The sequence below is a fragment of the Achromobacter sp. UBA2119 genome (genome assembly GCF_002331005.1).
In the GTDB taxonomy this organism is placed as follows: Bacteria; Pseudomonadota; Gammaproteobacteria; order Burkholderiales; family Burkholderiaceae_B; genus Achromobacter; species Achromobacter animicus.
Genome location: NZ_DCYD01000009.1, coordinates 245,077 through 271,404 on the forward strand (window position 1 = coordinate 245,077; position 26,328 = coordinate 271,404).

General features: G+C 65.3%; 24 protein-coding genes. 4 read left to right on the forward strand and 20 right to left on the reverse strand.

Annotated elements, in window-relative coordinates; genetic code table 11:
- The first annotated feature begins 7 nt into the window (after window positions 1–7).
- Together B3098_RS06375 and rsgA are read left to right on the forward strand one after the other, a co-directional pair.
- A complete protein-coding gene (locus B3098_RS06375; protein ID WP_286893140.1) occupies window positions 8–1,258 on the forward strand; it encodes a M48 family metallopeptidase in 1,251 nt (416 codons plus the stop codon).
- Window positions 1,255–2,157 (forward strand): ribosome small subunit-dependent GTPase A, encoded by a 903-nt coding sequence (gene rsgA, locus B3098_RS06380; protein ID WP_175137479.1) that lies wholly within the window; start codon window positions 1,255–1,257, stop codon window positions 2,155–2,157. Before B3098_RS06375 ends, rsgA begins: the two co-directional genes overlap by 4 nt.
- A gap of 96 nt (window positions 2,158–2,253) precedes the next feature.
- Here the strand turns inward: rsgA and B3098_RS06385 are convergent, their stop codons facing one another.
- Both B3098_RS06385 and rplS read right to left on the reverse strand, forming a co-directional pair.
- Window positions 2,254–2,985: a CoA pyrophosphatase gene (locus tag B3098_RS06385; protein ID WP_175137478.1), complete on the reverse strand. Its 732-nt coding sequence runs from the start codon at window positions 2,983–2,985 to the stop codon at window positions 2,254–2,256.
- A gap of 123 nt (window positions 2,986–3,108) precedes the next feature.
- Entirely contained in the window at window positions 3,109–3,489 is a 381-nt protein-coding gene (gene rplS, locus B3098_RS06390) for a 50S ribosomal protein L19 (RefSeq protein WP_175124715.1), read from the reverse strand.
- Window positions 3,490–3,850: 361 nt separating this feature from the next.
- On the opposite strand from rplS, the gene B3098_RS06395 reads away from it, so the two are divergent.
- Window positions 3,851–4,723 (forward strand): DMT family transporter, encoded by an 873-nt coding sequence (locus B3098_RS06395; protein WP_175124716.1) that lies wholly within the window; start codon window positions 3,851–3,853, stop codon window positions 4,721–4,723.
- A gap of 33 nt (window positions 4,724–4,756) precedes the next feature.
- Here B3098_RS06395 and B3098_RS06400 read toward each other — a convergent pair whose 3' ends face one another.
- The 16 genes from B3098_RS06400 to B3098_RS06475 form a co-directional block, all read right to left on the reverse strand.
- Complete coding sequence (locus B3098_RS06400; protein WP_286893147.1) at window positions 4,757–5,263, reverse strand: hypothetical protein; 507 nt, start codon at window positions 5,261–5,263, stop codon at window positions 4,757–4,759.
- A gap of 76 nt (window positions 5,264–5,339) precedes the next feature.
- The gene (locus B3098_RS06405; protein ID WP_286893151.1) at window positions 5,340–6,878 is read right to left on the reverse strand and encodes a PA0069 family radical SAM protein; all 1,539 of its coding nucleotides are present in this window, start codon (window positions 6,876–6,878) and stop codon (window positions 5,340–5,342) included.
- A 211-nt stretch (window positions 6,879–7,089) separates the two neighbouring features.
- Window positions 7,090–8,388, reverse strand: coding sequence for a sulfate adenylyltransferase subunit 1 (locus B3098_RS06410; protein WP_286893154.1), 1,299 nt, complete (start codon window positions 8,386–8,388; stop codon window positions 7,090–7,092).
- 42 nt (window positions 8,389–8,430) lie between these two features.
- On the reverse strand, window positions 8,431–9,339 hold the full coding sequence (gene cysD / locus B3098_RS06415) for a sulfate adenylyltransferase subunit CysD (protein ID WP_175137476.1): 909 nt from the start codon (window positions 9,337–9,339) through the stop codon (window positions 8,431–8,433).
- Between the two features lie 39 nt (window positions 9,340–9,378).
- On the reverse strand, window positions 9,379–10,122 hold the full coding sequence (locus tag B3098_RS06420; protein ID WP_175137475.1) for a phosphoadenylyl-sulfate reductase: 744 nt from the start codon (window positions 10,120–10,122) through the stop codon (window positions 9,379–9,381).
- A complete protein-coding gene (locus B3098_RS06425) occupies window positions 10,119–11,183 on the reverse strand; it encodes a sulfate/molybdate ABC transporter ATP-binding protein (protein WP_286893159.1) in 1,065 nt (354 codons plus the stop codon). The genes B3098_RS06420 and B3098_RS06425 overlap by 4 nt, the downstream gene beginning before the upstream one ends.
- A gap of 27 nt (window positions 11,184–11,210) precedes the next feature.
- Window positions 11,211–12,110, reverse strand: a complete 900-nt coding sequence (cysW, locus tag B3098_RS06430; protein ID WP_175124719.1) for a sulfate ABC transporter permease subunit CysW — start codon at window positions 12,108–12,110, stop codon at window positions 11,211–11,213.
- Window positions 12,107–12,997 (reverse strand): sulfate ABC transporter permease subunit CysT, encoded by an 891-nt coding sequence (cysT, locus tag B3098_RS06435; protein ID WP_279973142.1) that lies wholly within the window; start codon window positions 12,995–12,997, stop codon window positions 12,107–12,109. Before cysT ends, cysW begins: the two co-directional genes overlap by 4 nt.
- Window positions 12,998–13,021: 24 nt before the next feature.
- Window positions 13,022–14,050 carry a sulfate ABC transporter substrate-binding protein gene (locus B3098_RS06440; protein ID WP_286893162.1) on the reverse strand — a complete coding sequence of 343 codons (1,029 nt, stop codon included), beginning with the start codon at window positions 14,048–14,050 and terminating at the stop codon, window positions 13,022–13,024.
- Window positions 14,051–14,263: 213 nt separating this feature from the next.
- Window positions 14,264–14,905 (reverse strand): peroxiredoxin, encoded by a 642-nt coding sequence (locus tag B3098_RS06445; protein WP_175124722.1) that lies wholly within the window; start codon window positions 14,903–14,905, stop codon window positions 14,264–14,266.
- Between the two features lie 220 nt (window positions 14,906–15,125).
- On the reverse strand, window positions 15,126–16,826 hold the full coding sequence (gene aspT, locus B3098_RS06450) for an aspartate-alanine antiporter (protein ID WP_239212444.1): 1,701 nt from the start codon (window positions 16,824–16,826) through the stop codon (window positions 15,126–15,128).
- Window positions 16,827–16,924: 98 nt separating this feature from the next.
- Window positions 16,925–18,745 (reverse strand): bifunctional aspartate transaminase/aspartate 4-decarboxylase, encoded by a 1,821-nt coding sequence (locus B3098_RS06455; RefSeq protein ID WP_286893164.1) that lies wholly within the window; start codon window positions 18,743–18,745, stop codon window positions 16,925–16,927.
- A 108-nt stretch (window positions 18,746–18,853) separates the two neighbouring features.
- Window positions 18,854–20,545, reverse strand: a complete 1,692-nt coding sequence (aspT, locus tag B3098_RS06460; RefSeq protein ID WP_286893165.1) for an aspartate-alanine antiporter — start codon at window positions 20,543–20,545, stop codon at window positions 18,854–18,856.
- 183 nt (window positions 20,546–20,728) lie between these two features.
- Window positions 20,729–21,658, reverse strand: coding sequence for an electron transfer flavoprotein subunit alpha/FixB family protein (locus B3098_RS06465; RefSeq protein ID WP_056567625.1), 930 nt, complete (start codon window positions 21,656–21,658; stop codon window positions 20,729–20,731).
- 2 nt (window positions 21,659–21,660) lie between these two features.
- On the reverse strand, window positions 21,661–22,410 hold the full coding sequence (locus B3098_RS06470; RefSeq protein ID WP_286893168.1) for an electron transfer flavoprotein subunit beta/FixA family protein: 750 nt from the start codon (window positions 22,408–22,410) through the stop codon (window positions 21,661–21,663).
- A 72-nt stretch (window positions 22,411–22,482) separates the two neighbouring features.
- A complete protein-coding gene (locus B3098_RS06475; RefSeq protein ID WP_175124735.1) occupies window positions 22,483–23,406 on the reverse strand; it encodes a histone deacetylase family protein in 924 nt (307 codons plus the stop codon).
- A 10-nt stretch (window positions 23,407–23,416) separates the two neighbouring features.
- On the opposite strand from B3098_RS06475, the gene mltB reads away from it, so the two are divergent.
- On the forward strand, window positions 23,417–24,577 hold the full coding sequence (gene mltB, locus B3098_RS06480; RefSeq protein WP_286893170.1) for a lytic murein transglycosylase B: 1,161 nt from the start codon (window positions 23,417–23,419) through the stop codon (window positions 24,575–24,577).
- A 114-nt stretch (window positions 24,578–24,691) separates the two neighbouring features.
- Here the strand turns inward: mltB and cysM are convergent, their stop codons facing one another.
- Together cysM and B3098_RS06490 are read right to left on the reverse strand one after the other, a co-directional pair.
- Entirely contained in the window at window positions 24,692–25,600 is a 909-nt protein-coding gene (cysM, locus tag B3098_RS06485) for a cysteine synthase CysM (RefSeq protein WP_056569425.1), read from the reverse strand.
- 76 nt (window positions 25,601–25,676) lie between these two features.
- Complete coding sequence (locus B3098_RS06490) at window positions 25,677–26,186, reverse strand: ComEA family DNA-binding protein (protein ID WP_286893173.1); 510 nt, start codon at window positions 26,184–26,186, stop codon at window positions 25,677–25,679.
- Window positions 26,187–26,328 lie beyond the last annotated feature (142 nt).

The following is a 26,328-nucleotide window of genomic DNA, read 5'->3' on the forward strand; positions in this document are numbered from 1 at the left end:
TTTGCCCATGTTCACACTGCTGTTCGTTGCCTTCCTGCTGACCGATATTGCCGTGCGCATGTGGCTGGCGTCACGCCAGATCCGCCATGTCGCCCGCAATCGCGACCAGGTGCCTGCGGAATTCTCCCATCGCATCGGGCTGACCAGCCATCAGCGGGCGGCGGATTACACCGTGGCGCGGGTTCGGCTGGGCATGCTCGAGCGCACCTATGACGCCCTGGTGCTGGTCGCCCTGACGCTGCTCGGCGGCCTGCAGTTCATCGACCTGACGGTCAGCCAGCTTACCAGCAACGACTTCGTGCGGCAGATGCTGCTGCTGGTGGTGGTTGCGCTGGTGCTGGGCCTGCTCGGTCTGCCCTTCACGCTTTGGCGGCAGTTCAAGCTGGAGGCGCGTTTTGGTTTCAACCGCATGACGCCGGGGCTGTTCGTCGCCGACGCCGCCAAGGGTCTCCTTGTTGCGGCGGTATTGGGCCTGCCGCTGGCCGCCGCGGTGCTGTGGCTGATGGGCAGCGCCGGCGCCTACTGGTGGATCTGGGCCTGGGCGCTATGGACCGTGTTCAACCTGGCCCTGCTGATCATCTACCCGATGTTCATCGCCCCGCTCTTCAACAAGTTCACGCCGCTGTCCGATCCTGAACTGGCCGGCCGCATCCAGCGTCTGGCGCAGCGCTGCGGCTTTGCCCTGAATGGCCTGTTCGTCATGGACGGCTCGCGCCGCTCGGCCCACGGCAACGCGTATTTCACGGGCTTCGGAAAATCCCGCCGCATCGTGTTCTTCGATACCCTGCTGGCCCGCCTGAACGCCGACGAAATCGAGGCCGTGCTGGCGCACGAGCTGGGGCATTTCGCCAAGCGCCACATCATCAAGCGCGTGATCTTCAGCTTTGCCGCCGCGCTGGTGTTCTTTGCCATCCTGGGTTGGATCGCGCAGCAACCGTGGTTCTATGTGGGCCTGGGCGTGATGCCGCAATTGGGCGGCCGCAACGACGCAATGGCGCTGCTGCTGTTCTTCCTGGTCATTCCTGTATTCACCTTCATGCTGACGCCGCTGGCCAGCTGGTACTCGCGCCGCGACGAATTCGAAGCGGACCGCTATGCCGCCGAGCAAAGCTCGCCGGACCGTCTGGTCTCGGCGCTGGTCAAGCTGTACGACGACAACGCTGCAACCCTGACGCCCGACCCTGTGCATTCCGCCTTTTACGACAGTCACCCTCCTGCCGCCGTGCGCATCCGCCACCTGATGGCGGCCGCCGCATGAGCGCGCCGATGGAAGGCCGCATCATCGCCGCGCATGGCCGCCACTACACCGTGGAATTGGCCGATGGGGCCCTACGCAAGTGCTTCCCGCGCGGCAAGAAAACCGGCGCCGCAGTGGGCGATCGGGTCAAGATCACGCCGCAAGGCAAGGACGAAGGCGCCATCGACGCCATTTTGCCCCGCAGCAACCTGCTCTATCGTTCCGACGAAATGCGGTCCAAGCAGTTTGCATCCAACGTCGACCAGTTGCTGATCGTCGTGGCTGTCCGGCCCACCTTTTCGGACGACCTGACCGGCCGCGCGCTGGCGGGCGCATGGAGCGCCGGCATCGCGCCCCTCATCATCCTGAACAAGACGGACCTGACCGACGAGCTGCCGGCCGCGCGCGCGCGGCTCGCGCCCATCGCGGCGCTGGGCGTGGATATCATCGAACTAAGCGCGCTCGAGCCCGAGAAAGTCCACACGTTGCTGGCGCCGCGCCTGGCCGGCCGCACGAACCTGCTGCTGGGACAGAGCGGCATGGGCAAATCCACGCTGCTCAACGCGCTGGTGCCGGATGCCGCCGCAGCGACGCGCGAGCACTCCACCGCGCTGGACATGGGCAAGCACACGACCACCAGCACCCGGCTCTACCATTTGCCGGCGCCGGGGGGCGACCTGATCGATTCACCGGGGTTCCAGGCTTTCGGTCTGCATCACCTGACCCGGGATGACATCATTCGCGGGTTTCCGGAGTTCACGCAGCCCATCGAGGAATGCCGCTTCTACAACTGCACGCACCGCCACGAACCCGGGTGCGGGGTGGTGGCGGCGCTGCAGAGCGGCAGGATCGATCCGGCGCGCTACGCGCTGTACGAACGCATCCTTGAAGAAAACCTGGCGGGCCAGCAGCGCTACTGACGCTTGCCGCGCCCCCCATTGAAAACGGCCCCATCGGGGCCGTTTGCTTGTGCGGGCCTGCACGCCCGATCGTTCCGAAGCGGATTCAAAGGCCAATCAGCGCGGCGTGAATCCGTGGCGCAGCAAATGATAGAGGTTGCGCAGCATGCCCGCAGTGGCGCCCCAGATGAAGTGCTTGCCGTACGGCATGCCGTAATACTGGCGCACCCGTCCGTCATCGAGCCGGGCTTCATAAAGGCGATGATTGGCCGGGTCCATCAGGAACGACAACGGAACCTCGAACACCTCGGCCACTTCGAACGCGTCGGGCGCCAGTTCAAAACCCGGCCGCACCAGCGACACCACGGGAATGATCGAAAAGCCGGTCGCCGTCAGGTACGGCGGCATGCTGCCCAGGACTTCGACATGATTGGCCGGCAGGCCCGTTTCTTCTTGGGCTTCGCGTAGCGCCGCGTCCACCGGCGTGGCGTCGCTGGTCTCGATGCGACCGCCGGGAAAGCTGATCTGGCCCGCGTGGTCGTGCAGATGCGCCGCGCGCTGCGTCAGCATGATGTTCACGCCCTCGTCGCGCGTCACCAGCGGGATCAACACGGCAGCGGGCACAGGCGTGCCCTCGCGGCCGGGATAGCGAAGATCGTTGTCGCGCGACAGCTCCAGCGTCCAGGTGGACGGCTGGCTCAGCGTGCCGCGCAGGGAATCCGGCGTCAGCAGGCGGGTGGGCACGGGCGGCAGCGATTCGTTGGCCACCACCCACGGTTGCGTCGCCGGATCGAATCCGGGGCGCGCCAGCGGCCGTCGAGGCCGCGCGGAGGACGAGGTTTCAGACATACGCTCAGAAGTAAGAAAAAAGGCACCCTCGCAGGTGCCTTTTTAACCCGGAAAACCGTGCCGGACGGAAACGCGGATTGGCGTGAACGTCCGACACTGTCAGGGCCGTGTACCGATAAGCGATCAAGCCGCGGGGGCTTGCTTGCTGACCAGCTTTTCCTTGATGCGAGCCGACTTGCCCGAGCGCGAGCGCAGGTAGTACAACTTGGCGCGGCGCACGTCGCCGCGGCGCTTCACTTCGATGCTGGCGATTTGCGGCGAGTACAGCTGGAACGTACGTTCCACGGCTTCACCCGACGAAATCTTGCGCACGGTGAACGCGGAGTTCAGGCCGCGATTGCGCTTGGCGATAACAACGCCTTCGAAAGCCTGCACGCGCTTGCGGGTGCCTTCAACGACGTTGACGCTCACGATGACGGTGTCACCAGGAGCAAATTCAGGCTTGGCTTGACCGCCGGTCAGACGGGCAATTTCTTCCTGTTCCAGGATAGCGATGAGGTTCATGTGAACTCCTAGATCATCATGTCTTTGCGGACTAAAACTTTTGCCGATCGATGTTGTTCACGCCCGGCTTTCGCGTGGCCCAGGATTCCAGACTGAAGAATCAAGATTTCGGCCACATCCGGCCTGGTGCGTGTGCATGGCAACCTGTCCGCTAGGTAAGCCGCAATGCGTAAGCCGCAATGCGGTTTTCCTGATGGCGTGTATTGCGATGCTATGCCGCAAGCAGAGGATGAGATTTGGCAAACCGATGATTCTACACCAAAAATTCCCCAGAGCCTCGGGTAACATGTGCGCCTTGAGCACGGTTTGCGGTACCCTTCCAACTCACTGTAACAAACACGTCATCTGACGCTGTTCCCTCATGTCGTACTCGTCCCTGATATTGGTCGTCCTGGCGGCGATGGCCCACGCCACGTGGAACCTCCTTGCCAAACGCGCGGCCATGGTGGGCGCGCCGTTCGTCTTTGCCTACGGCTTGTGCGCGACGGTGCTGTATGCGCCGTGGGTGATCTGGGTGCTGATGCACGACGGCATGAACTGGACCTGGCCCGTAGTCGGCGCCATCCTGACATCCAGCCTGTTGCATCTGGGCTACAGCCTGTGCCTGCAGCGCGGCTATCAGGTGGCCGATTTGTCCGTGGTGTATCCGATTGCGCGGGGCACCGGCCCCCTGCTGTCGACGACAGGCGCTTTCCTGCTGCTGGGCGAACCCGCCACCAGCACCGGCATCGCCGGCATGCTGTGCGTCGTGGCCGGCGTCCTGCTGATCGCCACCCAGGGTCGGCTCGCCATCTTCAAGCAGGCGCAGGCGTGGATCGGCGTGCGTTGGGGCGTGGTGATCGGCCTGTTCATCGCGGCCTATACGGTGGTGGACGCGTACGGCGTGAAAGTGCTGCTAATCAGTCCGGTGCTGTTCGACTGGTTTACCTGTGTGACCCGCACCGCCATGATGACCCCGCATATGCTGCGCCGCCCCACCCAATCTTGGGAATCCATGCGCGGCCATTGGCATCTGGCACTGGCCGTGGGGTTTCTGTCGCCGCTGGGGTACATCCTGGTGCTGTATGCGCTGCGCAACGGCGCGCCGCTAAGCCTGGTGGCGCCTGCCCGGGAAATGTCCATGATGCTCGGCACCCTGGCCGGCATGTTCCTGCTGCGCGAAAAAGTGGGCGTGGGCCGTCTGGCTGGTTGCGTGTCCATTCTGGCGGGCGTGATCTTGCTGGGATCAAGCTGACCGCCGCCGCGGGTCGTCAGAAGCCAGCGGCCATCAGAAGCCGCCAGCCACGCCCAACCACATCAGGCCGGGAATCATCGCGCCCCAGGCCAACACCAGCACTACGTCCGTAATCATGGCTTTCATCGTGAGCTGATTGGCCACCGGCTGCGCCTTGGCGTCTCCGATGCTGTGATTGCGCGCCGCAGCGACGGGCGCGGCCGGCGTGGAAGTGGCGGCGTCGGCAACGGGCAGACCCGCCAGTACGCCAGCCGCCGGAAGGCCAGCCGCCGGGACGCCAACCGCTGGAGCACTGGCCGCCGGCGCGACGGCCTTCCCTGCCGCGCCCGAGACTTCCTCGGGGGTGGGCGCCGGCGGGAACGGCCAGCGGGCGGGCATGCGCGTCGCCCGTGCGGGCTGGCCGGACATCGTGCCGCTCCAGGGCATGTCCATGCCGGTCAGCCGGGCGCAGAAGGTGCGCGCGCGGTTGGCGCCGCGGCGCAGCGGATTCAGGGAAACGACAAGCTCATCCGGCAGGACGGAAAAATCAGCGGTGTTCATGGGAACTCCTTGGATAAACGTTCCAGCGCCGAGGCAAATCGCCCTGGCATGCACCCGAGGCAACAGCAGCCTGCGGTCAATCGAACAAAGACAATTGGCCGGCCGCCATGGCGCGCAACTGGCGCGCCCCGCGCCCGTATGCGCCGCTGACCGCGGGCAAACCGCCAGGAAAAGGGACCCCTGAAGACGCTTTCGCGCCAACCGGGGATTGAAAATCGGTAGCGGCATTGGCGGAGCCGGCCGCGTTGTCGGCGCCAGCCGAGCGGGCATCGCCAGCAACGCTGGTTGATCCCGACGGCGTTGCGGCTATGCCGGTTGCAGCACCCGCTGCGTCAACCCCTGCAGCTCCGGACGCCGCGCCATCGAATAGCGACGCTGAGGCACCGGGCCCCGCGGGCGGCACGAACCGGCTGCAATCGAGCGACAGGCGGGTACGGTTCAGCCCCAGCTTGCGCGTGGCAACCGCAAAACGCTGGCGCAGCAGGTCAGCCCAGATGCCCGTGCCGCTCATGCGCGACCCGAAGTTGGGATCGTTGCGGCGGCCGTTGCGCAGGTCTTCGATGCGATGCAGGACGCGTTGCGCGCGGTCCGGGTAATGGGCGTTGAGCCAGTCCTCGAACAGCGTCTTGACCTCCCAGGGCAGGCGCAGGACCGTGTAGCTGGCGTAATGCGCGCCGGCCGCCTTGGCCTCCTGGAGGATGTGTTCCATGGATTCGTCGTTGATGAACGGAATGACCGGAGCCACCAGCACGCCCACCGGCACGCCGGCGTCGGTGAGGCTGCGCACCGCTTCCAGGCGGCGCCACGGCGCGGCGGCGCGCGGTTCCAGCGTGCGCGCCATGCCGGCATCCAGCGTGGTGATGCTGATGTAGACCACCACGAGATTCTGCTGCGCCAGAGCCGCCAGCAGGTCCAGGTCGCGGGCAACCAGCGCGTTCTTGGTGACGATGGTGACCGGGTGGCGGGTTTCAAGCGCCAGTTCGAGCATGCCGCGCGTCAGGCGCCAGTCGCGCTCGATGGGCTGGTAGGCGTCGGTGGCCGAGCCGATATTGATGGGCGACGGCTTGTAGCCGGGGCGGGCCAGTTCGGCGCGCAGGGCCTCGACCGCATTGGCCTTGGCGACCAGCCGGGTTTCGAAGTCCAGCCCGGGTGAATAACCCAGGTAGGAATGCGTGGGCCGGGCATAGCAGTACACGCAACCGTGCTCGCAACCGCGGTACGGATTGGCAGCCACTTCAAAGGGAATGTCAGGGGAATCGTTGCGCGACAGGATCTTGCGCGCCTCTTCTGCAGTGACCGTGGTTTTAGGGGCGGCCGGCGTGGAGCGCGTGTCGGGCAGGATGGGGATGACCGTGGCGCGGGCAGCAGCGCCTGCAGTCTGTTCAACCGCAGCGGCTTGCCCGGCAGACGATGAAATATCGGGAAAGGAATCGGGGACAGAATCGACGAAGTCGGCAGGCAGACCGGAAGCGGACCAGCCGTCGTCGACCTGCACGCGGTCATCGCGCTGAAAGCGATGCCGAACATTAGTAACCGCACCCCGACCGCGCAAGGCGGCGGGGGCGGCAGCCGGGGACCCAGAACCGGCGGGAAAAGAATGATCGGTGCGTGCCATAAAAACCACTGTACAAAAACACAGTGGTTTTGACAAGCACCAAAAGCCTTTTCGTAAGACAGCCCAACTTTACCGCAAGAAGAAGACATCGTCTGAACAATTCGATTTCATCTTGCGATATGGCCCGGAAATCCGCGCCAGCATTGGGTTTGGACGAAAAACAACACGAAAAACGGGCCGCGCGGGCCCGCCTTTCATCCGAAATTGCGGTTTACCGCAGCATGCCCGCCGCAGCCGTCTGATGTGTGGCTTCGTCGATCAGAATGAACGCGCCGGTCGCCGCCACATCGTCATAACGATCAACCGCCAGCGACTCGCGCGTCGTCAACGTCACGCGTCCGATGTCGTTCATGCGCAAGGTGCCTTCTGTGTTCTCGACCTCCTGCAGTTCATGGATGTCCCGATGCGACAACACCGCGCGCACCTTCGCCGACGTCAGCCGCGTGCCCGACTTCAGCAGATACTTGCGCGCAGGATTCAACGCCTGCGCATCCAGCCAGCACAGTTCGGCTTCGAACTCGCGCGAGACCTGCGCCGGCGCGGCGGTGTGCACGATCACGTCACCGCGCGACACGTCGACGTCGCGGTCCAGCACCAGCGTGATCGAATCGCCAGCCACCGCTTCATCCAGCGCACGATCAAACGCACGCACTTCCTGCACCACCGCCGTCACGCCCGACGGCTGCACCGTCACTTCGTCGCCGGGGCGCAGCACGCCGCTGGCGACGCGGCCGGCATAGCCGCGGAAATCATCCGCGCGATCGCCGCCATGACGCGCCACCCATTGCACCGGAAAGCGCAGCGGCAAGGTGCGGCCGTCGCCCGACAGGTCCAGCGATTCCAGTAGCGCAAGCAGCGGTTGCCCTTCGTACCAAGGCGTCTTGGCAGACAACGTGACGACGTTGTCGCCGCTCAGCGCCGACAGCGGCAGCGCGTCGAAGTGCGGGATGCCCAGCTTGACCGCCAGGTCCGCATAGGCATCGCGGATGCGTTCGAACACCGCGCGGTCCCAGTCCACCAGGTCCATCTTGTTGACCGCCACGACGATGTGGCGGATGCCCAAGAGACGCGCGATGGTGCTGTGCCGCTTGGTCTGCGGCAGCAGCTTGCCGTCGGCGGCGCGGGTCGCGTCGATCAGGATCACGGCAACGTCCGCAGTCGACGCGCCGGTCACCATGTTGCGCGTGTACTGCTCGTGGCCCGGCGCGTCGGCGATGATGAACTTGCGTGTGGGCGTCGAGAAGTAGCGGTAGGCGACGTCGATGGTGATGCCCTGCTCCCGTTCGGCTTCCAGGCCATCGGTCAGCAGCGAAAAGTCGATGCCGTCGCCCGCCACCCGCTTGTGCTTGGCGCGCGAGATCGCGTCGAGCTGGTCGGCGAAGACGCCCTTGCTGTCGTACAGCAGGCGGCCAATCAGCGTGGATTTGCCGTCATCGACGGAGCCCGCCGTGATCAGCCGCAGCACGCCGGTGTCGGCGCCGGAAAGAAAGGAATCGTTCAGTGCATTCATGTGGTTCCCCAGGCGCCGGCTTGCGCCGGCGCGTCATCTCATTCAGAAATAGCCTTCCTTCTTGCGGCGCTCCATCGAGGCCTCGGAAGTCTGGTCGTCCATACGCGTGGCGCCGCGCTCGGTGATGTCCGTCACGGCGGTCTCGGCGATGATGGCCATGGTGTCGGCGGCGTCGGAGGCGACCGGGCAGGTGCACGAGATGTCGCCCACCGTGCGGAACCGGACGGACAGGCGCTCAACCTGTTCGCCTTCCGCCGGCGGCGTCAGGCGGGTGACCGGCACCAGCAGGCCCTTGCGGCGCACCACCTCGCGCTCGTGCGCGTAATAGATCGGCGGCAGCGCCAGCTGTTCGCGCTGGATGTACTGCCAGACATCCAGCTCGGTCCAGTTCGAGATCGGAAAGACGCGCATGTTCTCGCCGCGATGCACGCGGGTGTTGAACAGGTTCCAGAGTTCGGGGCGTTGAGCCTTGGGATCCCACTGCCCGAACTCGTCTCGGAACGAAAAGATGCGTTCCTTGGCGCGCGCCTTTTCCTCGTCGCGGCGCGCGCCGCCGATGCAGGCGTCGAACCCGAATTCCTCGATGGCTTCCAGCAGCGTCACCGCCTGCGCCGCGTTGCGCGAATCGGTCTCGCGGCGCAGCACGACGCTGCCGCGCTTGATCGAGTCTTCGACGCTGCGCACGATCAGGGTTTCGCCCAGCTCGGCCGCGCGGGCATCGCGAAAGGCGATCACCTCGTCGAAGTTGTGAGCGGTGTCGATGTGCATCAGCGGGAACGGAAAGCGTCCCGGCCGGAAAGCCTTTTCGGCCAGGCGCAGCAGCACGACGGAGTCCTTGCCGCCCGAAAAGAGCAGGACGGGCTTTTCGCATTCGGCGGCGACTTCACGCAGGATGAAGATCGCTTCCGATTCCAGCCAATCCAGGTGGCTGCGTTGGATCACGGCAGACATAGATATTCCCCTAAAACAATTTTGAATTCATGGCCGCGCTCAATCGGCGCGCGCCGCAATGGTGATGACCCGGTTGCCCGCATGCAGGCCGCATTCCTTCGAGTCGGACGACTCCCACCACCAGCGCCCTGCCCGCAGGTCTTCGCCGGGGCGGATGGCGCGCGTACAGGGTTCGCAACCGATGGACGGGTAGCCCTGGTCGTGCAGCGGGTTGTAGGGAATGCCGAGCGCGCGGATGGCGGACCAGATGTCGTCCTCGCTCCACTCGGCCAGCGGGTTGAACTTGTAGAGGCCGAAGGTCGCGTCGTCCTCTTCCAGCAGCAGCTCGCCGCGCGTCGTGGACTGCGCGCGCCGTTGCCCGGTGATCCAGGCGCCGCGGCCGGCTAGGGCGCGTTTCAAGGGCTCGACCTTGCGGATCTGGCAACAGGCCTTGCGCAGATCGACGCTTTCGTAGAACGCATAAGCGCCGTGCGCCGCGACGTGCTCGTCGACCGCCGCCTGAACGGGCCGGTACACGGTGACCTCACGGCCATAGCGCTCCCGCACGGCGTCCAGCACGCCCAGCGTCTCGGCGTGCAGGCGGCCCGTGTCCAGCGTGAAGACCTCCAGGTCCAGGCCGCCGTCGTAGATGGCGTGGGTCAGCACCATGTCTTCGGCCGCCAGCGACGACGCCAGCGCGGCGTCCGGATAACGGCGCTGGATGTCCGCCAGGCGCTCAGTCAGGTCGCGCCAGCGCGCCGCCAGCGCCGGGGTCAGTTCAACGGAGGTATCGGTCGTCGTCATGGCTGCACCGCAAAGATGCGCGCCCGGCGGGGACGCGCGAGCAGGATTTCGCCGTCCCGCAGATTCAGCTCCTGATACAGCGACTCGGGCACCTCGGCTTCGATGATCGCGTCCGTGTCCTGGCGCGCCAGTTCCAGATACGCGCTGGGACCGGCCAGATAGGCGTGCGACAGGCGCACCGGAATGCCATCCGCGCCAGCGCGATAACGCTCGACCTCGAACTCGTGCGGGCGCACGTACGCGGTGGCGCGCTGCGCATCGGCCTGCGCCAGCTCGGGTGCGGGCAGCGACAGGCCGGCGCCTTCAAACACGCCACGCGTGGCGGTGCCTTGGAGCTGGTTCACGTCCCCCAGGAAGCCGTAGACGAACGGCGTGGCCGGACCTTCCCAGACCTCGCGGGGCGTGCCCACCTGCTCAATGCGGCCGGCGTTCATCAGCACCACGCGGTCCGAGACTTCCAGCGCCTCTTCCTGATCGTGCGTGACGAACACGCTGGCCACGTGCAACTCGTCGTGCAGCCGCCGCAGCCAACGGCGCAATTCCTTGCGGACCTTTGCGTCCAGGGCGCCGAACGGTTCGTCCAGCAGCAGCACGCGCGGCTCGACCGCCAGCGCACGCGCCAGGGCAATGCGTTGGCGTTGTCCGCCCGACAATTGCGCCGGATAGCGGTCGGCCAGCCAGTCCAGTTGCACCAGGCCCAGCAGGTCGTGCACCTTGCGCTTGATGTGGTCCTCTGACGGGCGCTGCGAGCGGTGCTTGACGCGCAAGCCGAACGCCACGTTCTCGAACACCGTCATGTGCTTGAACAGCGCGTAGTGCTGGAACACGAATCCGACCTGGCGCTGGCGCACGTCCACCGCGGTGGCGTCCTCGCCGGCGAACAGCACGCTGCCCGAATCGGCCGATTCCAGCCCGGCGATGATGCGCAGCAGCGTCGTCTTGCCGCAGCCCGACGGGCCCAGCAGCGCCACGAGTTCGCCGGTTTCGATGTGCAGCGACACGTCGTTCAGCGCGCGGAACTGTCCGAACCGCTTGGATAGATTGCGTACTTCGATACTCATGCCTGTCTCCTTGTCCGGCCGGTCACGTCAGGCGACCGCCGGCTTGATGGCTACCGCGGCGCCGGGATACTCCACCGGCTGGTCCGCGTTCTGCTGCAGGCGCGCGTTGCGCCACTCGACCACGTTCTTGGCCACCAGCGTCACCAGCGCCAGCAGCGCGAGCAGCGAGGCGACGGCGAACGCCGCGGAATACTGATACTCGTTGTAGAGAATCTCGACATGCAGTGTCATCGTGTTGGTCAACCCGCGGATCTGGCCCGACACGACCGACACCGCGCCGAACTCGCCCATGGCCCGCGCATTGCACAGGATCGCGCCGTACAGGAGGCCCCACTTGATGTTCGGCAGCGTCACGCGCCAGAAGATCTGCCAGCCGCTCGCACCCAGCGTCAGCGCCGCCTGCTCTTCCTCGCTGCCCTGCGCCTGCATCAGCGGGATGAGCTCGCGCGCGACGAACGGAAAGGTCACGAACAACGTCGCCAGAATGATGCCGGGCACCGCATAGACGATCTTGATGTCATGGGCCTGCAGCCATTCGCCAAACCAGCCCTGCGAGCCGAACAGCAGCACGAACACCAGGCCCGCCACCACCGGCGACACCGAGAACGGCAGGTCGATCAGCGTGATGAGGAACTGCTTTCCGCGGAACTGGAACTTGGTGATGGCCCACGCGGCGGCGACGCCGAACACCAGGTTCACCGGCAAGGCGATGGCCGCGACCAGCAACGTCAGCCGGATGGCCGCCCAGGCGTCTGGCTCGACGATCGCTTCAAGATAAAGCGCCCATCCCTTGCGGAAGGCCTCGGCAAACACGGCCGCCAGCGGCACCAGCAGAAACAGCGCCAGAAATCCCAGCGCGATGAACAGCAAAACGCCGCGCACCCAGCGCGGCTCGGTCAAATGCGCGGGACGATCCGGTGCGCTCATGACTGCCTCCCCAGGCCGCGGCGCGCCTGCCAGCCCTGCAACAGGTTGATGATGAGGAGCAGCACGAACGACAGCACCAGCATCACGGTCGCGATGGCGGCCGCGCCGGCGTAGTCGAACTGCTCCAGCTTGGAAATGATCAGCAGCGGCGTGATCTCGGACACCATCGGCATGTTGCCGGCGATGAACACGACCGAGCCGTACTCGCCCACCGCGCGCGCGAACGCCAGCGCAAAGCCCGTCATCAGGGCCGGCATGATCGTCGGCAGCAACACGCGCCGGAAGGTCTGCCAGCGGTCCGCGCCCAGGCTGGCGGCGGCCTCTTCGATCTCGCGCTCCACGTCTTCGAGCACCGGCTGCACCGTGCGCACGACGAACGGCACCCCGATGAAGATGAGCGCGATGACGATGCCCAGCGGCGTGAACGCCACCTTCAGCCCGAACCAGTCGGACAGCGGCCCGCCCAGCCAGCCCTTCTGCGAATACAGCGCGGTCAGCGCGATGCCTGCCACGGCCGTCGGCAGCGCGAACGGCAGGTCGACCAGCGCATCCAGGATCTTCTTGCCGGGAAAGCGATAGCGCACCAGCACCCAGGCGACGACCGTGCCGAACACCAGGTTCACCAGCGCGGCGATGAACGACGCGCCGAAAGTCAGCTTGTATGAGGCCACCACGCGCGGGGCGGTCACCGCGTCCCAGAAACCCTGCCATCCCAGGCCGGCGCTCTTGATGGGCAAGGCGGCCAGCGGGATCAGCACGAGCACGCTGAGATACAGCACCGCGTAGCCCATGGAAATGCCGAATCCGGGCAGTACGCCCGGGCTGTTGCGCCGAACGGCAAAAGGCGCTTGCGCGCCGATTGCCGCCGGGTTCGAGGCTGAAGTCATGGCCGTCGTCCGAACGTTATGCAGTTACTTATTCTGCGGCTGATAGATCTGGTCAAAGGTGCCGCCGTCGCTGAAGTGATCCTTCTGCGCCTTGCGCCAGCCGCCGAAGATCTTGTCGTCGATGGTGACGAGCTTGACCTTGGGGAACTTGGCTTCGTATTTGGCGGCGACCGTCTTGTCCAGCGGCCGGTAGTAGTTCTTGGCGATGATTTCCTGCGCGGCCGGGGTGTACAGGAATTCCAGATAGGCCTGCGCGGCGGCGCGGGTGCCCTTTTTGTCCACGACCTTGTCAACGACTGCCACCGGCGGCTCGGCCAGGATGGACAGCGACGGCACAACGATGTCGAACTTGTCCGGACCCAGTTCTTCCAGCGCCAGGAAGGCCTCGTTCTCCCACGCCAGCAGCACGTCGCCCACGCCGCGTTCCACGAACGTCGTGGTGGCGCCGCGCGCCCCGGTATCCAACACCGGCACGTGCTTGAGCAGATCGCCGACGAAGGCGCGCGCCTTGTCCTCGCTGCCGCCGTTCTTCTCCAGCGCATACGCCCAGGCGGCCAGATAGTTCCAACGGGCGCCGCCCGAGGTCTTGGGATTGGGCGTGATGACCTGCACACCGTCCTTGAGCAGATCGTCCCAGTCCTTGATCTGCTTGGGGTTGCCCTTGCGCACCAGGAACACGATGGTGGACGTGTACGGCGAGCTGTTCTGCGGCAGGCGGGCCTGCCAGTTTTTAGGCAAGAGACCGCGGTCGGCGATGGCGTCGATGTCGTAGGCCAGCGCCAGCGTCACGACATCGGCTTCCAGCCCATCGATCACCGAGCGCGCCTGGCGGCCGGAACCGCCGTGCGACTGGCGGATCGTCAGATCGACGTTCGCCTTGTCCTTGTACTGCTTGATGAAGGCATCATCGATCGCGCGGTAGAGCTCGCGCGTCGGATCGTAGGACACGTTCAGCAGCGTCTGTTTCTGCTGCGCCTGCGCCGGCGCGATCGCGGCAAATGAGACCGTCACTGCGGCCAAGGCGGCCAACCAACCGGCTTTCCTGAAAGACATCCCTTGCTCCCTGTGATCTGCAATGTGGAGGCAAGTTTGCGTGTTGGCCGATCTGAACGGAACGAATCATTATTTGGTTGCTCATCGCCAAGAGGCATATAGGACAGGCATCCCAACAACGAAAAACCGCCGCGATCCTCTATGAAGATCGCGGCGGTTCGGGCGGCGCGGGACCGCGTTCAAGCCGGGGGGCCAACCCCCCATTTTTCGAATTTACTTATTCGGTTGCGGCGTGATGCGCAGGTACGGACGCACGGCCTTGTAGCCCTTCGGGAATTTTTCCTTGATCACCGCTTCGTCCTGCAGGGACGGAACGATGATGACGTCGTCGCCGTCTTCCCAGTTGACCGGCGTGGCCACGCTGTGGCTGTCGGTCAGCTGCAGCGAATCGATGACGCGCAGGATTTCATTGAAGTTGCGGCCCGTGCTGGCGGGATACGTGATGGTCAGGCGGACCTTCTTGTTCGGATCGATGACGAACACCGAACGCACGGTCGCCGTGGCGCTGGCATTCGGGTGGATCATGTCGTAAAGCTCGGAAACCTTGCGATCCTTGTCGGCGATGATCGGGAAGTTGACCGTCGTCGATTGCGTGTCGTTGATGTCTTCGATCCACTTGGCGTGCGAATCGGCGCCGTCGACCGACAGGGCCAGGACCTTCACGTTGCGCTTGGCAAACTCGTCGGCCAGTTTGGCCGTGTAGCCCAGTTCGGTCGTGCAAACCGGCGTGAAATCGGCCGGATGCGAGAACAGCACACCCCAGCTGTTGCCCAGGTACTCGTGGAAGCGGATCTTGCCAGCCGAGGATTCCTGCTCGAAATCGGGGGCGACGTCGCCCAGGCGTAGTTGACTCATGATGTCTCCTGTACGGGATTCAGTTGTAGGGACCGGCTGACGGTCCGGCATGGACTGCAGCGGGCAATCGCGTTTCGTGGCGGAGGTTGCCGTGTGACGTTACCGCGTGTGAAACGATTCTTCCATCAAACCTTTAGGCGAGGAAATACGCAAGTCATATAACCTTATGCAATATTCGCAGCCGTCTTAACGGCGAGCGCTGGCGGCCCCCGCCACCGGGTCAGCTCAGGTGATAGGCCAGCGACACGATGATCGGTCCCAGCACGGGCAGCAGCACATTGGCGATCGCGTATGTCACCGTGTAGCCCAGCAGCGGCACCGAGCTGCCGCTGGCGGTCAGGATGGCGCTGATGGCCGGGGTGCTGACATGCTGCCCGGCAATGGCGCCCACCAGCAGCGGTCCCTCGATCTTCAACAGCTTGTGCCCCACCCACAGCGACAGGCACGCCGGCCCCAGCGACACCAGCAGACCGATCAGCGGCAGCACCGCCCCATGCTCGCGGATCAGCGACAGCGCATCCGGTCCGGCGGACAAGCCCACGCAGGCCACGAAGATCGCCAGACCCAGGTCCTTGAGCAGTTGCACCGCATGGGCCGGCATGTGCCCGATCGACGGCCGCTTGGCGTTGATCCAGCCGCACACCAGACCGCTGACCAGCGCCCCGCCCCCGCTGCCCAGCGAGACCGGAATCCCCCACAGTCTTGCCCCCAGGCTGCCGATCATCAGCCCGGCCAGAATGCCAAACGCCAGAAACACCAGGTCCGTCACCCCGCTGCGGCGCAATTCGGAACCCAGCGCGGCGCCCGCCTCGGACAGTTCGGGCTCCGCCCCCACCAGGGTGACCAGATCGCCGAACTGCACCACGGTCGCCGGCGTCAGGGGCAGCACGTGGCCGGAGCGCGAGATGGATTGCAGGAACACGCCTCGCGCGCGCCGGGCATTGGGCCGCAAAGCCAGCTCGCCCACCGTGTGGCCGTTCACGGCCTTCTTGCTGACGATGACCTGCAGCTCGCTCAATTGCAGGTCGTCCGCGTGCGCTTCGGGCAACTGGATCTCCGGACCGATCACCGATCCGGCGCGCAGGGCAAAGCGGCGCAGCCCCAGCACCACCACGATGTCGCCCGTCGCAAGCACGTAGTCGGGCGTGGCGTCGACGGCCTCGCCGTTGCGCAGGACGCGGCTGATCACGGTGCGCCCGCCCAGTTGCGCCTCCACGTCGCCCACCCGCTTGCCATCCACGTCCTTGACCACGTGGGCGCGTCCCACCAGACGCGGCAGCGTCGGCAGGCTGGCCTCGTCGTTGTCGCCGGGCGCCGCACCCAGCTTGGCCTCCAGCGCCTTGGACGCTTCGCGCAAATTGATGCGCAGCAACGCGGGCGCCACCTGGCTGGTGAAGAACACGATGCTGATGAGGCCCACCAGATAGGTCAGCGTGTAGGCCGTGGCGATGTTGGCCTCCATGCGCTGCACTTCCGCGTCCGGCAGGCCCAGGTGCTTGAGCGCCTCGGCGGCGGTGCCCACCACGGCCGATTCGGTCGCAGCGCCCGCCGCCAGGCCCGCGGCGGTACCGGCATCCAGCCCGAACAGCGGCACGGCCGCCAGCACGATCGTCAGCACCAGCACCGCCTCGATCAGCGGCAGGACGACATAGCGCAGGCTGGACCGGTTAAGGTTCGCGAAGAACTGCGGGCCACCGGAGTAGCCCATCGCAAAGATGAACAGCGCAAACGCGACCTCCTTCAGGTCGCCGCGCATCTGGCAGCCCGTCTGGCCGATCAGCAGGGCGACGATGAGCGTGCCGCACACGCCGCCTAGCTGTATCGGCCCGACCTTCAGCTTGCCGATCAGGTATCCCAAACCCACCGTGACGAACAGCACCGCGATGGGAACGCTATTGAAAAACCCGACCGAACACGTCATGAGTCCACGCCGCCCTGTTGTTGCCTATTGTGCAATGGCCTGCGCTGCGAACAACCGCGTCGCAGTTTCCTGCTTCACGGTTCCCCCCGCACGGCTTCCTACTTCGCGGTCGCCTTCTTGGCCGACTTGGCTGCCGTGTCTGCCTTTTTCACGGCCTTCTTCACGGCCTTCTTGGCCGCAGTCTTGCCGGCGGCCGTGCGTTTTTTGGCGGCCGATGCCTTGACCGTCTGGCCCTTGCCCGCGGTCGGGCCGGAGCGCACCAGCTCGGACGCCTTCCACGCTTCGACGTACTCGGTCGCGGATTCGACCATGTACTTGCCGATCTTGGCGTAGTCCGCATCGTCCAGGTTCGCCAGCGAGATCCGGATCGACCACGGCGGCCCGCCAAACCCGCCGCCGTCCATCAGCACCACGCCCGTCTTCTCCGCCAGGCGGAACAGGAAGTCCACCGGCTCGTAGTTGTCGATCATGTACTTGCAGAACGCATCGCCGTACATGATCTTGGCCCAGACCATGAAGTCCAGTTCGACGTAATACCAGCCGCGCATCGGATCTTCCGGCGGCATCGGGATGCCCAGCCCGCGCCACAACGCGTCGCGCCGGCTGCGCACGATCTGCATGGTCAGGTGCTTGTAGGCGTCCTTCAGGTCCAGCAGGTGCGACAGCGCAAAAAAGCCCATCTGCACCTGCTGCGGCAAGGACAGCCCCGCTGTGTGGTTCAGCGCCACCTCGCGGCTGTCGGCAACCAGGCGGTCGATGAACTTCAGCTTTTCGGGCTCCATCGTCATGGCGCCGTAGCGCTTGTCCAGGCGCTTTTTCCAGGACGCGGGCAGCTCGGCGATGCGCCGGTCCATCGTGTTGTTTTCGTGCGTGGCGATGACGCCCAGGCGCCAGCCGGTGCAGCCGAAGTTCTTTGAGAACGAGTACACGCAGATGGTGTTCTGCGGCACCTCCGCCATCAGCGAGCGGAAGTTCGGCACGAAGGTGCCGTACACGTCGTCGGTCACCAGCACCAGGTCGGGATTCTTGCGGATGATGCGCACGATCTGCTTCATCTCGGCAGGGCTGAACGCCACGGACGGCGGGTTGCTGGGGTTCACCGTGACCGCCAGCTTGATCTTGGGATCTTCCAGTTTGGCGATTTCCGAGGCCGGATAATGCCAATCGTGCGTGCCGTCGGCGCGCAGGCTGCTGGCGTTGATGCCGACGATATTGAACTGGAAACGCTCCAGGTGCGCGATTTCGATATAGGGCGTGAACGTCGGCAGGAACAGCGCAATGGTGTCGCCCTGCTTCAAAAGGCCGTTGACCATCAGCGAATCGAAGATGTAGCACATGGCGGCTGTGCCGCCTTCCACCGGGAAGAGGTCGAACTTGCCCTTGGGCGGGCGGCCGTCGCACATTTCCTTGATCAGGTAGTCGTGGATGATCTGCTCGGTGTGCACCAGCGCGCGCGGCGGCACGGGATAGTGGTCGCCGATGATGCTGTCGGTCAATTCATGAATCCACTCGTCCGGATCGAACCCCTTGATCTTGACGCCGTATTCCAGCACCCCGACCAGAAAATCGTAGCCGTCCTCGCTCTTGTGTTTGGACAGAAACTTGCGCAGCCGGTCGGCGCATCCCTTCTTGGCCGGCATGCCCGCCAGGATGCCCTCGTCGCGCACCCGGCGCGCCTCTTTCATGGCGAACCGGCCCATCAGGAAGAAGGCGTCCCGCGGCTCCGTGGCGATCCAGTTGGGATTGCCGCGGCCCGCATTCAACATGGACGCCGCAGCAGACTGCTGGCTGTCCTTGGCCAACGTGATCAGGTAGTCCTTCAGTTCGAACGGTGAGAGTTGCTCCAGGTCGCGTTGGTGGGAACGCGTGGTCTTCAGGGCCGAGGCCAGGCTGACGGTGACAGGCGCAGTGGAAGCCATTTTGTGTACTCCTGGTGTGCGTGTTGACAGGCGCCATCAAGTCGAGCGCCGATACGATTGCCGCGCTTCTATCCAGCACCCGCAAGCCGGCGCTTGCGGGCAATCCTGCTAAGCCATGAGCATGACGATGACAATGCCCCAGATGATGAGCAGGGTATTGCCGATGGCGTAAGGCACCGTGTAGCCAAGCGCCGGGACCTGGCTCTTTGCCGTCTCGGTGATCTGGCCGATCGCCGCGGTGGTGGTCCGCGCCCCCGCGCACACGCCTAATGAGATGGCGGGGTGGAACTTGAAGACGTAGCGGGCAATGAGCACGCCCAGGATCATCGGAATACTGGTGGCGATGACGCCCGCAATGAACAGCTTTGCGCCCAGCTGCTGGAAGCCCTGCACAAAGCCCGGCCCCGACACGATGCCCACCACCGCCACGAATGCGGTCAGGCCCACCGATGTCAGGAACCAGTGCACCGGCTCGGGCACGCGCCCGAAAGTCGGATGCACGGACCGCAGGTATCCGAAGATCAGCCCGGAGATCAGCGCGCCGCCGGACGTCGACAGCGTGATCGGAATGCCGCCCACCGTCAGCACCAGGGTGCCGAACAGGCCGCCCAGCAAGATGCCGAAGCCCACGAACACCATGTCGGTCTGGTTGGTGGCGCGGTCCACATAGCCCAGCTTGCTGACCGCCCGTTCAACGTCGCGTGTGGCACCAAGGATGAAGAGGCGGTCGCCTCGGTCCAGTTTCAGACCCCAGTTGACCGGCATCTCGTGACCGCCGCGCACGACCTTGCGCAGGAACACGCCGCGGCCCAGTTGGCGCACGGTCTCGTTTTCGGCAAGTTCCTTGAGCGTCTTGCCGGCCACGTTCTTGTTGGTCAGCACGACTTCGACGATCTCAGCCGGCAGGTTGATGACGTCGCGGTCCTCGACCTCGGTGCCGATGAGGCCCGAGGCCTGCAGCACCAGCGCGTCATGGCGGCCCGTCACGCCGAGCACGTCGCCGGCCTGCAGCATCGTGGTCGAGTCGGCGTCGATGATCTGGTCGCCGCGGTGAATGCGCTCGACAAAGACCCGGGCGTCCACGAACTTTGCTTCCAGTTCGCCCACCGTCTTGCCGGCGTATTCTGCGTTGTCCAGCCGGTAGGCCCGCGCCGTGAACTTGCGGTAGCCCGACAATTCCATCGAATCGGCCCCGCCGGACATCTTGGCCTCGTAGTCCTTGCATTCCTTCACGATGTCCACGCGCATCAGCTTGGGACCGAGGGACGCCAGCAGCCAGGCGCTGCCGACCGTGCCGAAGATGTAGCAGACCGCGTACGCGACGGGAATGTTGTCGATCCACTGTTTCTTGGTCGCCGCGTCGACGGACAGGCCGTTGATCGTGTCGGTCGCCACGCCCATGACCGCCGATATCGTCTGCGCGCCGGACAGCAGCCCCGCGCCGGTGCCGGCATCAAAGCCGAATCCGATGGCGGTCACCCACGTGACCAGCAGGCAGAGCACGCAGATGATGACGGCAAAGATGACCTGCGGAAGGCCATCGCTTTTCATGCCGCGGAAGAATTGCGGTCCGACGCCGTAGCCAAGACCAAAAAGAAAAAGCAGGAAGAACACCTGCTTGAGAATGGGAGCAATCGAGATGTTGAGCTGGCCGACCAGCACGCCCACCAACAATGTCCCGGTCACTGCGCCCAGATTGAATCCGAAGATCTTCTTGGCCCCGATCCAATAACCCAGGCCCAGGGTCAAGAAAATCGCCAGCTCCGGGTACTTACGTAGCGTGTCAAAGAACCATTCCATCACGAATCTCCTTCGTTCTGTACAGGTCAAGCACAATCGCAAACGGTGAGTAGCGCGAAGTACGTTATCAGAGTCCTTCAGAAAATCAAAGATTTTCGAATATCTGAAATAAATGCGCGGCGCGTCCGCACAAAAAAAACCGCGGACCCGAAGGCCCGCGGTTTTGATCGAACCGGCTGAAACTTACAGCGCGTTCGTCAGCTCGGGAACGACCGTGAACAGGTCGCCCACCAGGCCGTAATCGGCGACGCCGAAAATCGGCGCTTCGGCGTCCTTGTTGATCGCAACGATGACCTTCGAATCCTTCATGCCGGCCAGATGCTGGATGGCGCCCGAGATGCCGACGGCCACGTACAGCTGCGGCGCGACGATCTTGCCGGTCTGGCCAACCTGCCAGTCGTTCGGCGCGTAGCCGGCGTCGACCGCGGCGCGCGAAGCGCCCAGTGCGGCGCCCAGCTTGTCGGCCAGCGGATCCAGGATCTTGAAGTTCTCGGCGCTGCCCAGACCACGGCCGCCCGAGACCACGACGCGCGCGCCGGCCAGTTCGGGACGATCGCTCTTGGCGACTTCGCGGCCCACGAACGTGGACAGGCCGGAATCGGCCACGGCAGCGGCGTCTTCGACCGAGGCGGAACCGCCTTGGGCGGCGACGGCGTCAAAGCCGGTCGTGCGCACGGTGATGACCTTGACGGCGTCGGCCGATTGCACGGTGGCAATGGCGTTGCCGGCGTAGATCGGGCGCTGGAACGTGTCGGCGGATTCGACACCGATGATGTCGGAGATCTGGGCCACGTCCAGCTTGGCGGCAACGCGCGGCGCCACGTTCTTGCCCGACGCGGTGGCCGGGAACAGGATGTGGCTGTAGTTCGAGGCCACGGCCAGCACCTGCGCCGCGACGTTTTCGGCCAGACCGTCCGCCAGATGCGGGGCATCGGCCAACAGCACCTTCGCCACGCCAGCGGCTTGGGCAGCCTGGTCGGCCACGGCGCGCGCGTTGGCGCCGGCGACCAGCACGTGCACGTCGCCTCCGATCTTGGCGGCGGCGGCGATGGCGTTCAGGGTTGCGCCCTTGAGTTGGGCGTTATCGTGTTCGGCAATAACCAGCGTCGTCATGATCAGACCACCTTCGCTTCGTTCTTGAGTTTGTCCACCAGCGCCGCGACGTCGGCAACCTTGATGCCGGCCTTGCGGGCGGGCGGCTCGCTGACCTTCAGCGTCTTCAGGCGGGGCGCGGGATCCACGCCCAGGTCTTGCGGCGTGACGGTGTCCAGCTGCTTTTTCTTGGCCTTCATGATGTTCGGCAGCGTGACGTAGCGCGGCTCGTTCAGGCGCAGGTCGGTGGTCACGATGGCGGGCAGCTTGAGCGACAGCGTTTCCAGGCCGCCGTCGACTTCGCGCGTCACGGTGACCTTGCCGTCGGCCAGGTCGACCTTGCTGGCGAACGTGGCTTGCGGCCAGTCCAGCAGCGCGGCGAGCATCTGGCCGGTTTGATTGGCGTCGTCGTCGATGGCCTGCTTGCCCAGAATCACGAGCTGGGGCTGTTCCTTGTCGACCAGCGCCTTGAGCAGCTTGGCGACGGCCAGCGGTTGCAGCTCGGCATCGGTCTGGACCAGCACGCCGCGATCGGCGCCGATGGCCATGGCGGTGCGCAGTGTCTCCTGGCATTGCGCAACGCCGCAAGAAACCGCCACGACTTCAGCGACCGCGCCCTTTTCCTTCAGGCGGGTGGCTTCTTCGACGGCGATTTCGTCAAAGGGGTTCATGGACATCTTCACGTTGGCGATATCCACGCCGGTCTGATCAGACTTGACGCGCACCTTGACGTTGTAGTCAACGACGCGCTTGACAGGTACCAACACCTTCATCCCGCTGCCTCCAATTGGAAAATAATGACCCGGCTTTGCGCCGGGATCGCATTGCACAATTTTTTCCTGATTCTACAGCTTCGCCAGCGCCCGTATGTGCGCGACCACGCTGCGGCCCAGGGCCGACAAGTTGTAACCGCCCTCGAGCGTGCTCACGATCCGGCCCTGACAGTGGCGGTCAGCCACGTCGACAAGCTGCTCGGTGATCCAGGCATAGTCCGCCTCGACCAGCCCCATCTGCCCCATGTCGTCCTCGCGGTGGGCGTCAAAGCCCGCCGACACGAGGATCAGTTCGGGGCGGTGCGCTTCCAGCCGCGGCAGCCACGTGTCCGTGACGATGGTCCGGACCGCGGCGCCCGCCGTGTAGGCAGGCACGGGCACATTCAGCATGTTGGCGGCCGGGTGATTCGCGCCGCTGTTGGGGAAGAACGGATGCTGGAAAAAGCTGCACATCAGCACCCGGTCATCGCCGGCGAAGACGTCTTCCGTGCCGTTGCCATGGTGAACGTCAAAATCGACGATCGCCACACGCGTCAGGCCGTGGAAGTCCATGGCGTGCTGCGCCGCAATGGCGACGTTATTGAAAAAGCAGAATCCCATGGCCTGCGATCGGCAGGCATGATGCCCCGGCGGACGCACCGCGCAGAAGGCCGTACGCGCCTCGCCGCCCAGCACCGCGTCGACCGCGGCCACCCCGGCGCCCGCGGCATGCAGCGCGGCTTCGTAGGTGTGCGGGTTCATGAGGGTGTCGGGATCGATAGGGTAATACCCTTGGTCCGGCGTATGTTTCTGCAAACTGTCCAGGTACTGGACAGTGTGCACGCGCAAGAGGTCATTGCGGGACGCCTGCGGCGCCTGCCGGTCATCCAGATAAGGCATCAATCCGCTTGCGAGCAACTGATCGGAGATGGCGTCCAGCCTCTGGGGGCTTTCCGGATGCCAGCTTCCCATTTCATGCAAGCGGCATGCCGGGTGGGTAAGATACATGGTCTCCATAAGGAAGATTATGTTCATCTGTCGGCGAATACTGCAACTCGGCGCGCTTTCCGCCCTGCTGGCGGGGTGCTCCACCACCACTCCCACCGCAGCACCCTCCACGTCCCTCGCTCCCCAAACGGCCCAGGCTTCAGGGACAACCCCCATCCGCATCGGGCCCAGCACGCCGACGCTCGGCCCCGAACTGGCGGACGACGCGCCCGCCACGCTGACGCCGTCGGGCGCGCTGCGCCCCGAGGTCCGCACCTTCGTCGAGAACCTGGCCACCGAACGGCAGTTGCCGCTGGCGCCGATGGTGTCCGCCTTGGAAAGCTCGCGCTACAACGCGACGGTCGCGCGGCTGATTGCGCCCTCCCCGCCGGGCAAAAAGGTCTGGCGCAGCTGGCTGACCTACCGCTCGCGCTTCGTCGAGCCCAAGCGCATCGCCTGGGGCGTCGAGTTCTACAACGAAAACCGCGATCTCCTGAACCAGGCCGCGCAACGGTTCGGCGTGCCCGCGCCCATCATTGCCTCCATCATCGGCGTCGAAACGCTGTATGGCCGCAACATGGGCAACTTCCGCGTCCTGGACGCGCTGGCCACGCTGGCCTTTGACTACCCCGACCCCGCCAAGCCGGAGCGCGCCACCATGTTCCGCACCCAATTGGCGGACTTCCTGACGCTGGTCATGAACGACAAGCTCGAGCTGGAAACGCAGGGCTCCTATGCCGGCGCCATCGGCATGCCGCAATTCATGCCGACCAGCGTAATGCACTACGCCGTGGACGGCGACGGCAACGGCCATATCGACCTGACCAACAACACGCAGGACGCGATCATGTCCGTGGGCAGCTTCCTGGCGCAGCACGGCTGGCAGCGCGGCCTGCCGGTGTTCGCGCCCGTGGTGCTGCCCGCCGATCCCACCGCGCTGGTGGATGGCGGCCTGGAGCCCAAGCAAAGCTGGACCACGCTGTCGGCGGCCGGCTCGCAGCTCAAGCCTGGCGCGACCAGCGATGGCTGGAGCAGCCAGCCGCTGGGCGTGGTGGATCTGGTCGAAGAAATGCGGGGCACGGCGCAGTATCGCGTGGGCACGCCCAACTTCTTTGCACTGACCAAGTACAACCGCAGCTACTTCTATGCGACGTCGGTGGCGGATCTGGCAACGGAGATCGAGGCCCGCGTCGCGCGGTGAGCGCCCTCGCGCGGACACGCCCGCGCCGAAAGACAAACGCCCTGGCAGGTTCAACCGCCAGGGCGTTTTTCATTTGGGTGCCCTGCTGGCCGGGGCGGCCGGGGGCCCCGCGTGTCAGTTGAACACGCCCGTCGACAGATAGCGATCGCCGCGGTCGCACACGATGAACACGATGGTCGCATCGTTGACGCGTTCGGCAACCCGCAGCGCCGCGACCAGCGCACCGGCCGACGAAATGCCGCCGAAAATGCCTTCTTCGGCAGCCAGCCGCCGTGCCATCACTTCGGCCTCGGATTGCTGGATGGACTCGTAGGCGTCCACGCGGCTGCGGTCGAAGATCTTGGGCAGGTAGGCCTCGGGCCACTTGCGGATGCCGGGAATCTGCGATCCTTCGGCCGGCTGCGCGCCCACCACCTGCACGGCGGGATTGCGAGACTTCAGGTAGGTGGACACGCCCATGATCGTGCCCGTAGTGCCCATCGCGCTGACGAAGTGGGTGATGCGTCCTTCCGTCTGATTCCAGAGTTCCGGGCCCGTCGTTTCGATGTGCGCGCGCGGATTGTCGGGATTGGCAAACTGGTCCAGCACCACGCCACGGCCATCGGCCTGCATCTCGGTGGCCAGGTCGCGGGCGTATTCCATGCCGCCCTTGTCGGCCGGCGTCAGGATCAGCTCAGCGCCATAGGCGGCCATGGCCGCGCGCCGCTCGACGGAAAGATTGTCCGGCATGATCAGGATCATGCGGTAGCCCTTCATGGCGGCCGCCATGGCCAGCGCAATGCCGGTGTTGCCGCTGGTGGCCTCGATGAGGGTGTCGCCGGGCTTGATGTCGCCGCGCTCTTCCGCGCGCTGGATCATCGACAAGGCGGGACGATCCTTGACGGATCCCGCCGGGTTGTTGCCTTCCAGCTTAGCCAGGATGACATTGCCGCGCGCGTCGCCCGCCGCCCCAGGAATGCGCTGCAGGCGCACCAGGGGCGTGTTGCCGACGGTCTGCTCGATAGTGGGGTAGGTAGTAGTCATGCGGTCGATCATAACTCCGCCCGGCGCCGCGCGGCCGCAAAAGCCGCGCACACGCCAGGGTTAGCCAGAACCCGGCTCAGGGCTTTGCGCGGACCTGTGCCGGCGCACTGGCGGCAGGCGGCGCCGGCTTTGGCGCAGCGGCCTTGCCGGGCGCGGGCCGGGCTCCGGGCGCCGCGCCGGACTGGCCTGCCGACGGCTTGGCGGCCGCACCCGCCGCGCCGATTGTCAGCCCCGCCGCCTGCAGCGCCTGAGCCTTTTTCTGACCGATGCCCCGCACGCGCTCGGTCAGGTCGTCCAGCGACTCAAAGCCGCCGCCGCGCTCGCGTTCACGGACGATGATTTCAGCGGTGCGCGGGCCGATGCCTCGCACGCCCTCTAGCTGGGCTGCAGTGGCCTGGTTGATGTCCACCGCATGCGCGGGCGGCGCGGCCACGCCCAGGCCAGCGGACAGCAGCAACGCGCCGAGCGCCCGCCGCAGGATGCGGTGCCGCTCGCGGGGGCATGCGGTCATGGCAGCGGGACGCGCGCGGCGCCACGAGGCCAGAGGCAGGTTGCGGGCAACGGTGGGATGGACGAAGGGATTCATGGGGTTCTCCTGACAGTTACGGACGCGACGGTTGCCGCGCCCCGTTGCCATCATCGGGGCGGGCGGTTCGCAGCGCCGGTCCGGTGAACCAAAACATCCACCCCGGCAACTACGCGTGCAGATACCCCGGCAATGTCCCCGG

What these genes read in the sequence shown, in the direction of transcription:
- B3098_RS06470 (WP_286893168.1), bottom strand. Translation starts at nt 22,410, where the DNA reads ATGAAGGTGTTGGTACCTGTCAAGCGCGTCGTTGACTACAACGTCAAG.
- rplS (WP_175124715.1), bottom strand. Translation starts at nt 3,489, where the DNA reads ATGAACCTCATCGCTATCCTGGAACAGGAAGAAATTGCCCGTCTGACC.
- aspT (WP_239212444.1), bottom strand. Translation starts at nt 16,826, where the DNA reads ATGACGTGTTCGGTCGGGTTTTTCAATAGCGTTCCCATCGCGGTGCTG.
- cysW (WP_175124719.1), bottom strand. Translation starts at nt 12,110, where the DNA reads ATGAGCGCACCGGATCGTCCCGCGCATTTGACCGAGCCGCGCTGGGTG.
- B3098_RS06410 (WP_286893154.1), bottom strand. Translation starts at nt 8,388, where the DNA reads ATGAATGCACTGAACGATTCCTTTCTTTCCGGCGCCGACACCGGCGTG.
- B3098_RS06465 (WP_056567625.1), bottom strand. Translation starts at nt 21,658, where the DNA reads ATGACGACGCTGGTTATTGCCGAACACGATAACGCCCAACTCAAGGGC.
- B3098_RS06385 (WP_175137478.1), bottom strand. Translation starts at nt 2,985, where the DNA reads ATGTCTGAAACCTCGTCCTCCGCGCGGCCTCGACGGCCGCTGGCGCGC.
- B3098_RS06475 (WP_175124735.1), bottom strand. Translation starts at nt 23,406, where the DNA reads ATGGAGACCATGTATCTTACCCACCCGGCATGCCGCTTGCATGAAATG.
- B3098_RS06405 (WP_286893151.1), bottom strand. Translation starts at nt 6,878, where the DNA reads ATGGCACGCACCGATCATTCTTTTCCCGCCGGTTCTGGGTCCCCGGCT.
- B3098_RS06445 (WP_175124722.1), bottom strand. Translation starts at nt 14,905, where the DNA reads ATGAGTCAACTACGCCTGGGCGACGTCGCCCCCGATTTCGAGCAGGAA.
- B3098_RS06420 (WP_175137475.1), bottom strand. Translation starts at nt 10,122, where the DNA reads ATGACGACGACCGATACCTCCGTTGAACTGACCCCGGCGCTGGCGGCG.
- B3098_RS06395 (WP_175124716.1), top strand. Translation starts at nt 3,851, where the DNA reads ATGTCGTACTCGTCCCTGATATTGGTCGTCCTGGCGGCGATGGCCCAC.
- rsgA (WP_175137479.1), top strand. Translation starts at nt 1,255, where the DNA reads ATGAGCGCGCCGATGGAAGGCCGCATCATCGCCGCGCATGGCCGCCAC.
- B3098_RS06375 (WP_286893140.1), top strand. Translation starts at nt 8, where the DNA reads ATGTTCACACTGCTGTTCGTTGCCTTCCTGCTGACCGATATTGCCGTG.
- B3098_RS06440 (WP_286893162.1), bottom strand. Translation starts at nt 14,050, where the DNA reads ATGTCTTTCAGGAAAGCCGGTTGGTTGGCCGCCTTGGCCGCAGTGACG.
- aspT (WP_286893165.1), bottom strand. Translation starts at nt 20,545, where the DNA reads ATGGAATGGTTCTTTGACACGCTACGTAAGTACCCGGAGCTGGCGATT.
- cysM (WP_056569425.1), bottom strand. Translation starts at nt 25,600, where the DNA reads ATGACTACTACCTACCCCACTATCGAGCAGACCGTCGGCAACACGCCC.
- B3098_RS06400 (WP_286893147.1), bottom strand. Translation starts at nt 5,263, where the DNA reads ATGAACACCGCTGATTTTTCCGTCCTGCCGGATGAGCTTGTCGTTTCC.
- B3098_RS06490 (WP_286893173.1), bottom strand. Translation starts at nt 26,186, where the DNA reads ATGAATCCCTTCGTCCATCCCACCGTTGCCCGCAACCTGCCTCTGGCC.
- B3098_RS06425 (WP_286893159.1), bottom strand. Translation starts at nt 11,183, where the DNA reads ATGAGTATCGAAGTACGCAATCTATCCAAGCGGTTCGGACAGTTCCGC.
- mltB (WP_286893170.1), top strand. Translation starts at nt 23,417, where the DNA reads ATGTTCATCTGTCGGCGAATACTGCAACTCGGCGCGCTTTCCGCCCTG.
- cysT (WP_279973142.1), bottom strand. Translation starts at nt 12,997, where the DNA reads ATGACTTCAGCCTCGAACCCGGCGGCAATCGGCGCGCAAGCGCCTTTT.
- cysD (WP_175137476.1), bottom strand. Translation starts at nt 9,339, where the DNA reads ATGTCTGCCGTGATCCAACGCAGCCACCTGGATTGGCTGGAATCGGAA.
- B3098_RS06455 (WP_286893164.1), bottom strand. Translation starts at nt 18,745, where the DNA reads ATGGCTTCCACTGCGCCTGTCACCGTCAGCCTGGCCTCGGCCCTGAAG.